Consider the following 12,753-nt stretch of genomic DNA (forward strand, 5'->3'; position numbering starts at 1 on the left):
GCTGGCAGATCGGGTATGCGGTCTCTGGCCCGGGCGGTGCGTCTTGCGCACGGCAGCATTTCTATATGCATCAGCGCGTCCGGCATTTTGCCGGGCTTGTCACTCCGACATGCAGCGCATCGCATTTCGCTGGCAGACATTCGCCGGAACAAAGAACATTGCGCTCTTGTCACTCTTCGGCGCCGTCGGCGCCGTCGAGCGGATGATGCCGTGAAAGATACCCATGCGACTGACCGAAACCTCCAGCAACATATCCACCAACACCGAACCAAACCATTCCTTGCACGGGTGGGGCGCAATCGCGCTTCTATTGGCGCTGATGGTGTTCCCCATGGGGACCAAGGCGGCCACGCCAACCGCGACGCCAGCAGCACCCGCGACATTGAAAGAACTGGACGAACGTTTGGCAGCACTGTTCGTGCAGCGCGGCATTCCCGGCGCCTCCCTGGCCTTGATTGAAGATGGCAAGGTCACTTATCTGAAGGGATACGGCGTCGCGGACAAGGAGAGGAGTTTACTGGTGACTCCGGACACCGTTTTTCGCGCTGCATCCATCTCAAAAAGCTTCACCAGTATTGCGCTCATGCGGTTGGTTGAAGCCGGCAAGCTCACACTCGATGCCCGCGTGGCTGACTTGGCCCCAGAGGTTAAATTCACCAACCCCTGGGAACAGACCGACCCGCTGCGCCTGGTGCATTTGCTGGAGCACAGCTCGGGTTGGCCGGACATTTCGACACGTGTTGAGGTAGCCGACGGTCGTGGGTGGGCCTTGCGCCAGGGAGTGGAATACGCCAATGCAGAGTACGTAAGCCGTTGGAAGCCCGGACAGTTTGCGGTCTATTCCAATTCGGGTCCAGCGGTAGCTGGCTATGTACTGGAAAAGCTCACCGGGCAAGATTTTTCCTCCTTCGAACGCAATTCGGTCTTGCGCCCGATGGGAATGGTCACCGCGGACTTTGATTTGACGCCTGAGTTGGCGGGTCGTTTAGCCAAGAGCTACGGGCCTAACGGCACCGAGACGCCGTATAAACACATCATTTTGCCGCCCTCGGGTTCCCTTGCGACCAGTGTGCGGGAACTGTCACGACTGGTACTTTTTTTCATCGGACGTGGATCGATTGAAGGTCAGCAGATCCTGACGCAGAAATCGGTTGAACGCATTGAACGCGGTGAGTCGTCTTGGGCCAGCAAAGCGGGGCTGGACGGAGCTTTTGGCTTGGGCAACTATCCATTGAACGACAAGGGTGTTACTTACCGTGGACACAACGGTCAGATCGACTCATTCACATCCGTGTACGGGTATTCTGTTGCACAGCGTACGGGCTATGTGGTGATGGCCAATGGGGGTGAGGGTGTCGATTACAGAACGCCGGTTACGGCCTTGATACAAGCCTATTTGAACCGAGGCAACGCATTCACACCACCACCAGGCGTTTCAGTGGCGCAACGCGACCTAGACGCATGGGCTGGGTTCTATCGCAACGTGACGCCAGCCAAGGACTTGATGCGTCCCTACACTGATGTACTGGGCTTGACGCGGGTTACTGTGGCCAACGGGACACTGCTTGTCGGCGGTCGCGAGTTTCTCGCGGTTACGCCCCATAGCTTTCGCCGCGTTGACCGTGATAACGCCAGCCTTGCATTCATTGAAAAAGATGGCGAGGTGTACGCTTTGTCGGGAGGATTTGGCGACCGCAAGAAGGAAGCAGGCTGGCGCATTGCCACGGCTGCTGTATTGGGTGGTTTGGCCCTGCTGGGCGGCGCAGGCGGCCTGTTGTTGTTGCCGGTCTGGCTCGTCAGCGCATACCGCAAAAGGCTGACGGCCAGCGGAGGGTGGAAGGTCAGGCTCTTTCCGCTTCTTGCCTTCGCAACACTTTGCACTACCCTGATACTTCCCCTATTTGCGATCGAGTCTGGTATAGAAATGTTGGCGAAACTTGCCGAGCCGAGCGTGCTTGCAATTTCGATTTTTCTGTGCAGTATTCTGTTTCCAATATTGGCCGTCACCGGCTTGTGGCACGCCGTTCGCACCCGCAACGCAAGCCGATTGGTGCGATGGTATGCGGGCCTGACCTCGGGTTCCATTCTGTTGATTTCAGGCTACGCATTAGCAATTGGCTGGATCGGTCTGCGAACCTGGACGATGTGAACTCGCGCAAGAAAGGGGTGCGACTGCTGTCGCAGTTGGCATCGCCAGCTCGCTGCAATTCCTACCGCGACACCAACTCCCGCACCACCGCCAGCTGCCGGCGTGACACCGCCAGCAGTTCATCCACTCCATTGAGCCGCACCGCCCAGCCCTCACCTTCTTCAGCATCAAAGTGTTTTTCCAAGGCCCGTACCGCACGCCGAGCGATCAGGGCGTTGCGGTGGATGCGCACAAAGTCGGCGCGGTATTTTTCTTCCAATTCGTTGAGCGAGCCGTCCAGGATGTAGCTGCGGCTGGCGGTGCGCACGGTCACGTATTTCAGCTCGGCCTTGAAATACAAAATCTGCTGCACCGGTATGCGTTCGGTGCGACCGCGCTCTTGGATGATCAGCACATCTTCAGGTGCCAAATCGACCTGTAGCCCTCGCCGGGCGCGCGTGAGGCGCTCTACTTTTTGTAGCGCTGATTGCAGTCGCTCCAGGCGCACCGGCTTGGTCAGATAGTCCACCGCCTCAAGCTCAAAGGCGTGCACTGCGTGTTCGGCGTGGGCCGTCACAAAGATCAGCGCTGGGGCCTCAGGCAACAATTGCAGCGAGCGAGCCAGTGTCAAGCCATCGGCCCCGGGCATGTGGATGTCGATCAGCGCCACATCTACGGTTTGGTGCTGCAGCATTTCCATGGCCTGTACGGCGTTGGCAGCCTCGCCGACACACTGCACGGCGGGGGACGTGCAATCAGACAACAAAGTGCGCATGCGGGTACGTGCCAGGCTTTCGTCGTCGACCACCAGGGCCTTGAGCAGTGCGGTCGTCACAGCGGTACCTCCATGCGCACCTGGTAGACGCCGTCTTTCAACACGCTGCGGAACTGGCTCTGCACATCGTGCAACAGTGACAACCGCTCGCGCACATTGCGCAGCGCCAGGCCCTGCCCCTGCTCGCCCTGACCATTTGGAACGGTATTGGTCACCTTGATTACCACCATCGACCCCCTGCGTTGCGTGGATATGCGCACGTCGGCGCCCTGTGCACTGGGCTCCACTCCGTGGCGTACCGCATTCTCCACCAATGGCTGAAGCAGTAAAGGGGGTAACAGGGCGTCGTCGGTCTCGGGGTCCAGCGCCCACTGCACGCGCAGACGCTCACCAAAGCGCACTTTTTCAATGGCCAAGTAGCGCTGTGCCAATTCGATTTCCTGAGCCAGCCGCACTGGCTCGCCGGAGTCGTTCAACGCTTCGCGGAACAGGTCGCTCAGGTCTTCCAGCAAGGCTTCCGCTTTGGCCGGTTCGGCGCGCACGAGTGCAATGGCGCTGTTCAGCGTGTTGAACAAAAAGTGGGGGCGGATGCGCGACTGCAGTTCAGCCAGCCGGGCCGAGGTGTCGGCGGGCATACGCCCCTTGCTGCGCATCACCAACGCCGCGACCAGAATGCCAGACAACAGCAGCCCGCTGACGCCGCTGGCCGCCCAGGTTGGAGATATCAACAGGCCCGACCAGGTCAGCATGGCACAGCCATAGAGCCCGGCGAGCCCCCCCATGGCCACCGCCACGGCGTACTGCAACGGTGGCTCCAGACGGGCAATCAGCCGTTTGGTCAGGCAGGCCAGCAGCAACCAGGCCAGCGTGCCTGTCAATGCGCCCCCGGTAACCATCGCCAGGCGAATGACCCAGTCCATAGGGTCGTTGGCCGAAAACGCAACGCCCACACCGACACACACTTCGACAAATAGCACGGCCCGCAGCACCACGCCGGTCTGGCAGGCGTCAAACACCAAACCAGCCTCAACTGGTGCCGCGCCAGCCGGCTTGCCTTCCGCCGGCTGGGCTATATCGTGGAACGCCGATAATATTTGGGTGTCTTTCATGAACCCGGATTTTGACTCCATTACCCCGCCCTGCACCCCATGTCCAAAAACCAACTCGATAAAAAATCCCAGGCGTGGTCCGCGCTGTTCTCCGAACCCATGAGCGATCTGGTCAAGCGCTACACCTCCAGCGTGTTTTTTGACAAGCGCATGTGGCAGGCCGACATCACCGGCAGCCTGGCCCACGCCGAGATGCTGGCGGCTCAGGGCATCATCAGTGCCGAAGACCATGCGTCCATCCAGCGCGGCATGGCGCAGATCACCGCAGACATTGAATCTGGCAACTTCGAGTGGAAGCTGGATCTGGAGGATGTGCACCTGAATATCGAGGCTAGGCTGACCCAGTTGGTAGGCGACGCAGGCAAGCGCCTGCACACCGGCCGTAGCCGCAACGACCAGGTGGCAACCGATGTGCGCCTGTGGCTGCGCAGCGAGATCGACCTGATTGGCGAACTGCTGGTGGACCTGCAAAAGTCTCTGCTGGACGTGGCCGAGAAGAATGTCGACGTCATCCTGCCCGGCTTTACGCACCTGCAGGTGGCACAACCTGTGAGCTTTGGCCACCATATGCTGGCGTACGTGGAAATGTTCAGCCGGGATGCCGAGCGCTTCGCCGAAGTACGCCGCCGCACCAACCGCTTGCCGCTGGGCGCCGCCGCGCTGGCCGGCACCAGCTACCCGCTGGACCGCGAGCGCGTGGCACGCTCGCTGGGCATGGTCGATGAAAAGGGCAACCCCCAGGTCTGCCAGAACAGCCTGGATGCCGTCAGCGACCGCGACTTTGCCATTGAATTCACGGCAGCCGCCACACTGACCATGGTGCACATCAGCCGCATGAGCGAAGAGCTGATTCTGTGGATGAGCCAGAACTTCAGCTTCATCAAGATTGCTGACCGTTTCACCACCGGCAGTTCCATCATGCCGCAGAAGAAAAACCCCGATGTGCCCGAACTGGCGCGTGGCAAGACCGGGCGCGTGGTTGGCCACCTGATGGGCCTGATCACGCTGATGAAGGGCCAGCCCCTGGCCTACAACAAGGACAACCAGGAAGACAAGGAGCCGCTTTTTGACACCGTGGATACGCTGAAAGACACGCTGCGCATCTTCTCGGAGATGGTTGGCGGCCAGTTGAACCCGGCCACTGGCGTCAAGGAGGGTGGCATCACCGTCAATGCCCCCGCCATGGAGCAGGCCACGCTGAAAGGCTACGCCACTGCTACCGATTTGGCCGACTACCTGGTTAAGAAGGGACTGCCCTTCCGCGATGCGCACGAGATCGTGGCCCACGCCGTGAAGGCCGCCACGTCCCACGCCTGCGATTTGTCCGAACTGCCGTTGGCCGTGCTGCAGGAATTCAATCCGATGATTGAAAAAGATGTGTACGAATGTTTGAGCCTGCGCGGCTCGCTGAACGCACGCAAGACGCTGGGTGGCACGGCGCCGGTGCAGGTGCAGGCGCAGATTGCGCGCCACCGGGCGCGGCTGGCCTAGGGGCAATCACCGACACGGCGCAGGGCCGTTGATGGTTTGCTAAACTGTATTTTTATACAGTATTGGAGCAGGCCATGCAATTGGCGGACAAACTGGAAATCCTCGCCGATGCAGCTAAATATGACGCTTCCTGTGCCAGCAGCGCTGCGCCTAAGCGCGACTCGATTGGTAAGGATGGCATCGGCGCCAGCACGGGCATGGGCATCTGCCACAGCTATACGCCGGATGGCCGCTGCGTCTCACTGCTCAAAATCCTGCTGACCAATTACTGTTTGTACGACTGCCAGTATTGTGTCAACCGGCGCACCTCCAATGTGCCGCGCGCGCGTTTCACGGTGGCTGAAGTGGTCAAGCTGACCACCGATTTTTACCTGCGCAATTACATCGACGGCCTGTTCCTCAGCTCGGGCATCATCCAGTCGGCCGATTACACGATGGAGCTGCTGGTGCAGATCGCGCGCGAACTGCGCGAAGTGCACCAGTTTCGCGGTTACATCCATCTGAAGACGATCCCCGATGCCGACCCGGCGCTTATAGACGCCGCCGGCCGCTACGCCGACCGCCTGAGCGTCAACATCGAACTGCCGACGCAGGACAGCGTGGCACGGCTGGCGCCGGAAAAGAGCGTGCACACGATCAAACTGGCGATGGGTGCCATCCGCCGTCGCCGCGACGAAGCGACCGCAGAACCCCGCGCACCACGTTTCGCGCCGGCTGGCCAGAGCACACAGATGATCGTCGGCGCCGACGCCAGCGACGATGGCCAGATCCTGTCAACGGCCGAAACGCTGTACGGAAGCTACCAGCTCAAGCGCGTCTACTACTCGGCGTTCAGCCCCATCCCGGACAGCCCCGCCAGCGTGCCGTCTGCACCACCGCCGATGCAGCGCGAACACCGGCTCTACCAAGCCGACTTTCTGCTGCGCAGCTATGGTTTTCAGGTCGACGAACTGTTGCCCTCTGGCGGCAATCTTGCGCTGGACATTGACCCCAAGCTAGCCTGGGCGCTGGCCCATCGCGAGCATTTCCCGATGGACCTGAACCGCGCCGAGGCCCATCTGATCGCCCGCATACCCGGCATCGGTTTGCGCAACGCCCAACGCCTCATCGCGTTGCGGCGGCTGCGCCAGATCCGCTATGCCGACCTGTCGCGGCTGCGCTGCAGCATGGAGAAAGTCGCGCCCTTCATCATCACCGCTGATTACTTCCCGGCACGCGATACCACACCATCGTCGCAACTGCGCCGCGCACTGGCCGATGTCACGGTGCAGCAGATGCCGCTGTGGGCGGAGCTGAAGGCGGCATGAGCGGCGCCGATGGCGGCGGCACAGGCGTCCCGGTGCTGGTGCAGTCGTTCGCGCAATGGCGCGACGCCGCACGCTCCCTGCTCGTGCGCCGCGTTGCACCGGAATGCGTGCAGTGGTTCACCGGGTCAGATGGCGGTGATCTGTTTGCGGGCGCTGATACCGGTGACCTCGCAAACTCCAGCGCCGACCCTGAGGCGGCCGGTGACAACCCGACTATCGCAGCCGGCACCATCCGCCTGCCGCGCGAGTTGATCGAACTGCTGGAAAGTGCTGCGTGCTGCCGCGTGCACGACCGCTGGGCCGTGCTGTACCAGGTATTGTGGCGCTGGCATGGCGGCGACCGCGCGGTGCTATCGCATGCGGACCGCGACGGCGCGCGGCTGCATGCGATGGCCAAGGCAGTGCGCCGGGAGGAGCACGATATGCATGCCTATGTCCGTTTCCGCGAACGCGATGCCGATGCCGGCGCACCGCGCTTCGTCGCATGGTTTGAACCATCGCACGACGTGCTGCCGCAAGTGGGCCAGCATTTTGCCCGGCGCATGGGCAAGGTCACCTGGATGATCGCCACGCCCGGGCTGGCTGCGCTGTGGGATGGCAGCGCACTGCAGTTGGCACCGTCGCCATTGCGCGGCGAGGCCGATATCGACGACGCCGGCGAAGCACTGTGGCTGACCTACTACCGCAGCATTTTTAACCCGGCGCGCCTCAATGCGGGCCTGATGCGCAGCCACATCCCCTCGCGTTTCTGGAAGAATTTGCCGGAAGGTGCCGTAGTGCCAGAGATGGTGTCGGCGGCGGCCATGGGCGCGCGCCGCACGGGTCAGACCGAGGCCGTTGGCCTGCGCGGCGGCACCATGGTCGCGGTGACCGCCGAACGTGCGCAGCCGCAACGCGCGGCGCCGGCCTCACTCGACCAATGCCGGCGCTGCCCGCTGTGGGAGCAGGCAACGCAAGCCGTGCCGGGTGTCGGCCCCGAGCAGGCGGCCATCATGCTGGTCGGCGAACAGCCGGGCGATCAGGAGGATCTGGCCGGTCTGCCTTTTGTCGGCCCGGCAGGCGCTTTGCTCGACCGTGCGATGGCCGAGGCGCAAATCGAGAGGCACGCCATCTACCTGACCAATGCCGTCAAGCATTTCAAGTGGGAGCCACGCGGCAAACGGCGCATGCACAAGACGCCTGCGCAGCGCGAAGTGGCAGCATGCCATGCATGGCTGGAGCAGGAGTTGGCGCGCGTGCAGCCGCAAGTGGTTGTTGCCCTCGGCGGCACGGCGCTCAAGTCGCTGCTGCAAGACGGCGCCGCGACCATCACTGATAAATTGGGCGTGCCATTCCCGCACGATGGCCGCTGGATTGTCACGGTCTACCATCCGTCGTACGCCTTGCGCGCGCAAGACGCCGCCAGCCGTGAGCGCGCCTACTCCACCATCGTCGATGGCTTGCGGCAAGCCCGCAAACTGGCCAATCGCTTACCTAATACGCCGGATCCCGCATCTCCAACCGAATTGCATCAATCGCTGCCAACGTCTCGGGTGTGAGCTTCGTACCGAATGCGTTGATGTCTTCCTCCAGCTGCGCCACAGAAGTCACACCAATGATGGTACTGGCCACCTGCCACTTCGTGTAGCAAAACGCCAGTGCCAATTGTGTAGGGGTCAGCCCCACCGACTGCGCCAGCGCGTTGTAGCGGCGGGCTGCAGCCAGGGACTGCTGGCGACCCCAGCGCTGTTTGCGCACTGATTCAAAGCGGGTGATACGGGCATCTTGCGGTGCACCAGGGCCTTCCACACCGGAAGCGTCGTACTTGCCCGTCAGCAATCCAAAGGCCAACGGCGAATAGGCCAGCAGGGATACCCCCAAACGGTGCATGGTCTCGTCCATTCCATTCTCCAGCCCCCGGCTGATCAGGTTGTAGACGTTTTGCACGGTGGCGATACGCGGCAGGCCGTGTTGCTCGGCAAGGTTCACCATCTCATGCACGCCATACGGCGTCTCGTTGGACAAGCCCACGGCGCGGACCTTGCCGGACTTGACCAATTGGCCCAGGGCTCCCAGTTGCGCATGCAGGCTGGTCACTTGGCTGTCGTCCGCTGGCTTGTAGTACATCCCGCCGAACATCGGCACGGAGCGGTTGGGCCAGTGGATTTGGAACAGGTCGATCACATCGGTCTTGAGCCGCTGCAGGCTGCCATCGCACGCGGCGATGATGTCCTGTGCCGACGTATCACCCTTGCCACCGCGCACCCACGGCATGCCGCGTGAGGGCCCAGCCACCTTGGTGGCTATCACCAGTTTCTGGCGCAGGCCCGGGCGCGCCGCCAGCCAATTGCCGATGATTTTCTCGGTGGCGTTAAAGGTCTCGGCGCGGGCGGGCACGGCATACATCTCGGCCGTATCCACGAAGTTGATGCCACGCTCCACGGCGCGGTCCATGATGGTGTGGGCGGTAGGCTCATCCACCTGTTCGCCAAACGTCATCGTGCCCAGGCAGATGGGAGTGACATGTAGATCGCTGCTGCCAAGTTGAACGGTATTCATGAAGTACGTGCGGTGTAAAAGGGAATCAGATTGAACGGCATTCTGGCATGTACTGGCCGTATAGTTGGTGCATTGGCGACGGCTACAACGCGAGGCGAAAAGGCAGTACATGACTGAAGACACTCCATTTTGGCATCGCGTGGTGTGGGATGAGATCGAGTCCGTAGTCTCCAACCCGAACGTGCTGGCGCTGCTGTTTGCCTGGCAGGCGCTGCCCCGGCGTGGCCCCGGCATTCCAGACATTGCCGATCTTGCGCTGCACGAGGAGCCGCTAGCCGAGCCCCTGCGTCAATTTGCTCCGACGGTGATGGTCCTGGAGGCACTGGACGACGGCGATTTCAGATACCTGCACTACGGCATAGAGATCAGCCGCCACAGCCAGATCAATATGACGGGTAAAAAGGTCTCCGAGTTTGGGGGCGTGCTGGCGCCCTTTTTCCTCGACTGCTACCGCAGTGTGCAGGCGCAACAAAGGCCCGCGTACACCTTGCACTACTCTGACCGGGCCTCCTCGGTATTCACCTGGGAGCGCCTGATTCTGCCGCTGCGGCGCGCCGATGGCAGGCTGATACTGGTCGTCTATAACCAGCCGTTGGAAATGCGAGCCCACCTGCTGGATGCTGTTCTGGATGGCAGCCGTGATGCAATTTTGGCGTTACGGCGCGTGGTTGGCGAAGTGCCGGGGCACACCGACTGGATGGTGTTGGTAGCCAACCAGACAATGTCCAAATTGGCTGGCGCAGGCACTACCAAGATCGAAGGCCGGCCGGTGGCACAGGCGTTTCCCCACTGGCAGGCACTCGGGTTCGCGGATCTGTGCGAGCGATCACTTGCAGACGCACACGAACTGGAAGAAGAGCGCTTCATCGGCCAGGGCGACGAGGGCCGCTGGTTTTCGGTCTATTGCGCACCCCTGCAAGAGGGCTGTCTGGTGCGCCTGAGCGACATCACCGAGGCCAAGTTCAGGGAACAGCAGCTGCGCCAATCCATGCTGCACGGCCAGGAGCTCAACGAGCAGTTGGAAAAGCGTGTTGTCGAGCGCACTGAGGAACTGAGCAATATGCTCACCCTGCTCAAACGGTCGCAGGAAGAACTGGTGGAGTCGGAGAAGCTGGCGTCGCTTGGCGCTTTGGTAGCGGGTGTATCCCATGAGCTCAACACCCCTATCGGCAATGTGCTGATGCTCTCCAGCACGCTGCAAGACCGTGTGCGTGAGTTCAGCACACTGTTGGCAGGGGTGGGTTTGAAGCGCGCCGAGCTGGAACGCTTTTTGGCTTTTCTGGGCGAGGTCAGCGCGCTGCAGATCAGCACCAGCCGCAAGGCCGCCGATCTGATCACCAGTTTCAAGCAAGTTGCGGTTGACCAAACCTCCCAGCGGCGGCGCGAATTCCTTCTGCACGATGTGGTCGAAGACGTACTCAACACCCTCAGTCTTGCGATGAAGCAGGCTGGCTCCATCCGCATCTACAACGCAGTGCCACCGGGCATACGCTGCGATGGCTTCCCCGGTCCGCTGGGTCAGGTCATTACCAACCTGGTGCAAAACTCGTATACCCACGGTTTCGACGGCGCACCCGATGATGCCATCACGCTACAGGCTGCGCACGATGCGGCCAGTGGGTGGGTGCACCTCCAGGTGATGGACAACGGCGTTGGCATGGAGCTGGACGTTATGTCGCGCATCTTCGACCCTTTCTTCACCACCCGACTGGGGCAGGGCGGGTCGGGCCTGGGGTTAGCCATCTCGCACCGTATCGTGACTTCGCTTCTGGGTGGCAAGTTGACGGTCACTTCCACTCCCGGCAAGGGTAGCTGCTTTACCGTGGCGTTCCCCGCGACGGCACCCACGCGGCTCTAGCTTGGCGTTGTCGTTGTTGCGGACAAGACCCTACACTGTCGGCCACCCCATGCTTGTTTTTTGAGCTTTTAAGGAGACCATTGATGATCAAGTTCTACTTTCACCCATCGCCCAATCCTATGAAGATTGCGCTGTACCTCGAGGAAGCCGGCGAGCCCTACGAGTTGGTGGGAATCGACACCCGCAAGGGCGAACAGCATTCCGATGCTTTCAAGGCCATCAACCCCAACGCCAAGACACCGGCGATGCTTGATGGAGACATCCGCGTGTTCGACAGCAATGCCATGCTGCTGTATCTGGCCGAAAAGCTCGGCAAGTTTGTACCTGCCAACACCCCCGCCAACAAGGCGGAAATGTATTCATGGTTGATGTTTGTGGCCACCGGCATAGGTCCGTACAGCGGACAGGCGGTCCACTTCAAACACTTTGCACCCGAACCCAAGGAATACGCCGTCAACCGCTATGATTTTGAAGCCTGGCGCCACTGGCACATCATCAATGACCGTCTGGCGACGCAGCCCTACATGATGGGCAATGACTACACGGTGGTTGATATGTCGGTGTGGGGCTGGGCCCGGGCCATACCCTTCATACTCGGCGCGACCGCCTGGGAGCAGTTGCCCCATGTGAAGCGCCTGCTGGACGAAATCAATGCCCGGCCCGCCGCACAACGTGCCGAAGCGCTCAAAACGCAGTTCTCGTTCAAGGCCGAAGTGGACGAAGAAGCGCGCAAGATGCTCTTCCCCTCTAACGAACGCCTCAAGTCAGCAGCCTCCTGATCCATGATTGAGACACGGGCTGTCAGAGTGCCAGAACGGTTCGCCAGGCCTGCCACCAGGAACTTCACATGACCATCAAAGCCGTGGTGTTCGACGCGTATGGAACCTTGTTCGACGTCTATTCCATACAGAGCCTGGCCGAGCAGCTCTACCCGGGCCAGGGCGCTGCAATTTCCGTGGCGTGGCGGGACAAGCAAATTGAATACACCCGCCTGATCACGCAGTCTGATCCCCACCAGGCGTCGGGCAGCCAGTACTACTTGCCATTTTGGGAGATCACCCGACGCGCACTGGAGTATGTGTTGGACCGACTCAAGCTGGATCGCAGTGGGAGCAGGGTCGAAGACTTGATGCGCCAATATGCCCACCTGACGCCGTTTGCCGAAAACCTTTCGGTGCTGCAAAGGCTGCGCACAGCCGGCATGACCACCGCGATTTTGTCAAACGGGAGCCCCGACATGCTGGACTCGGCCGTGACCCACGCCGGCATGCAAAACCTGTTGGACCATGTGCTATCGGTTGATGCCATCCGCCTGTTCAAAACGGCGCCCGAGAGCTATGCCCTGGTTCAAACAGCCATTCCCGTTGCCCGAACGGAAATACTGTTTGTCTCCAGCAATGCGTGGGATGCACTGGGCGCCACGTGGTTCGGGTTTGCGACGCTGTGGGTGAATCGGCAAGGGCTGCCGTATGAGACCATTGGCCCCAAGCCCGTGCACACCGGCCACGATCTGACAAAGGTTCTGGAGATCCTTGGTCTAAATTAGA

11 protein-coding genes are annotated in these 12,753 nt (G+C 61.0%); 7 read left to right on the forward strand and 4 right to left on the reverse strand.

The genetic code is table 11. The features are described from left to right. Window positions 1-99: 99 nt before the first annotated feature. Window positions 100-474, reverse strand: coding sequence for a hypothetical protein (locus tag AC097P_RS12020; protein ID WP_479610652.1), 375 nt, complete (start codon window positions 472-474; stop codon window positions 100-102). Here AC097P_RS12020 and AC097P_RS12025 point away from each other — a divergent pair. Continuing rightward, window positions 452-2,149: a serine hydrolase domain-containing protein gene (locus AC097P_RS12025; protein ID WP_479610653.1), complete on the forward strand. Its 1,698-nt coding sequence runs from the start codon at window positions 452-454 to the stop codon at window positions 2,147-2,149. The two genes, AC097P_RS12020 and AC097P_RS12025, sit on opposite strands and share 23 nt — an antisense overlap. A 61-nt stretch (window positions 2,150-2,210) precedes the next feature. Here the strand turns inward: AC097P_RS12025 and AC097P_RS12030 are convergent, their stop codons facing one another. Both AC097P_RS12030 and AC097P_RS12035 read right to left on the reverse strand, forming a co-directional pair. After that, on the reverse strand, window positions 2,211-2,963 hold the full coding sequence (locus tag AC097P_RS12030) for a LytR/AlgR family response regulator transcription factor (RefSeq protein ID WP_479610654.1): 753 nt from the start codon (window positions 2,961-2,963) through the stop codon (window positions 2,211-2,213). Continuing rightward, window positions 2,960-4,012 (reverse strand): sensor histidine kinase, encoded by a 1,053-nt coding sequence (locus AC097P_RS12035; RefSeq protein ID WP_479610655.1) that lies wholly within the window; start codon window positions 4,010-4,012, stop codon window positions 2,960-2,962. Before AC097P_RS12035 ends, AC097P_RS12030 begins: the two co-directional genes overlap by 4 nt. A gap of 39 nt (window positions 4,013-4,051) precedes the next feature. Here AC097P_RS12035 and argH point away from each other — a divergent pair, with 39 nt between their 5' ends. The 3 genes from argH (at window position 4,052) to AC097P_RS12050 (ending at window position 8,348) form a co-directional block, all read left to right on the forward strand. Next, window positions 4,052-5,503 (forward strand): argininosuccinate lyase, encoded by a 1,452-nt coding sequence (gene argH / locus AC097P_RS12040; protein ID WP_479610656.1) that lies wholly within the window; start codon window positions 4,052-4,054, stop codon window positions 5,501-5,503. 74 nt (window positions 5,504-5,577) lie between these two features. Further along, window positions 5,578-6,810 (forward strand): putative DNA modification/repair radical SAM protein, encoded by a 1,233-nt coding sequence (locus AC097P_RS12045; protein ID WP_479610657.1) that lies wholly within the window; start codon window positions 5,578-5,580, stop codon window positions 6,808-6,810. Then, window positions 6,807-8,348 (forward strand): UdgX family uracil-DNA binding protein, encoded by a 1,542-nt coding sequence (locus AC097P_RS12050; RefSeq protein ID WP_479611065.1) that lies wholly within the window; start codon window positions 6,807-6,809, stop codon window positions 8,346-8,348. Before AC097P_RS12045 ends, AC097P_RS12050 begins: the two co-directional genes overlap by 4 nt. Here AC097P_RS12050 and AC097P_RS12055 read toward each other — a convergent pair. Then, window positions 8,284-9,348 carry an aldo/keto reductase gene (locus tag AC097P_RS12055; RefSeq protein WP_479610658.1) on the reverse strand — a complete coding sequence of 355 codons (1,065 nt, stop codon included), beginning with the start codon at window positions 9,346-9,348 and terminating at the stop codon, window positions 8,284-8,286. The genes AC097P_RS12050 and AC097P_RS12055 overlap by 65 nt on opposite strands. Before the next feature lie 109 nt (window positions 9,349-9,457). On the opposite strand from AC097P_RS12055, the gene AC097P_RS12060 reads away from it, so the two are divergent. From AC097P_RS12060 to AC097P_RS12070, 3 genes are all read left to right on the forward strand, one after another. Next, entirely contained in the window at window positions 9,458-11,206 is a 1,749-nt protein-coding gene (locus AC097P_RS12060) for an ATP-binding protein (RefSeq protein ID WP_479610659.1), read from the forward strand. An 83-nt stretch (window positions 11,207-11,289) separates the two neighbouring features. Then, window positions 11,290-11,985 carry a glutathione S-transferase family protein gene (locus AC097P_RS12065; RefSeq protein ID WP_479610660.1) on the forward strand — a complete coding sequence of 232 codons (696 nt, stop codon included), beginning with the start codon at window positions 11,290-11,292 and terminating at the stop codon, window positions 11,983-11,985. 68 nt (window positions 11,986-12,053) lie between these two features. Further along, window positions 12,054-12,752, forward strand: a complete 699-nt coding sequence (locus AC097P_RS12070; RefSeq protein ID WP_479610661.1) for a haloacid dehalogenase type II — start codon at window positions 12,054-12,056, stop codon at window positions 12,750-12,752. The last annotated feature ends 1 nt before the right edge of the window (window position 12,753 follow it).

It is taken from the genome of Rhodoferax sp. ZS1R8 (assembly GCF_056521325.1).

Bases quoted from the DNA above. Each gene is read 5' to 3' on its own strand.
- AC097P_RS12035 (WP_479610655.1), bottom strand. From the start codon at position 4,012: ATGAAAGACACCCAAATATTATCGGCGTTCCACGATATAGCCCAGCCG.
- argH (WP_479610656.1), top strand. From the start codon at position 4,052: ATGTCCAAAAACCAACTCGATAAAAAATCCCAGGCGTGGTCCGCGCTG.
- AC097P_RS12045 (WP_479610657.1), top strand. From the start codon at position 5,578: ATGCAATTGGCGGACAAACTGGAAATCCTCGCCGATGCAGCTAAATAT.
- AC097P_RS12050 (WP_479611065.1), top strand. From the start codon at position 6,807: ATGAGCGGCGCCGATGGCGGCGGCACAGGCGTCCCGGTGCTGGTGCAG.
- AC097P_RS12055 (WP_479610658.1), bottom strand. From the start codon at position 9,348: ATGAATACCGTTCAACTTGGCAGCAGCGATCTACATGTCACTCCCATC.
- AC097P_RS12060 (WP_479610659.1), top strand. From the start codon at position 9,458: ATGACTGAAGACACTCCATTTTGGCATCGCGTGGTGTGGGATGAGATC.
- AC097P_RS12065 (WP_479610660.1), top strand. From the start codon at position 11,290: ATGATCAAGTTCTACTTTCACCCATCGCCCAATCCTATGAAGATTGCG.
- AC097P_RS12070 (WP_479610661.1), top strand. From the start codon at position 12,054: ATGACCATCAAAGCCGTGGTGTTCGACGCGTATGGAACCTTGTTCGAC.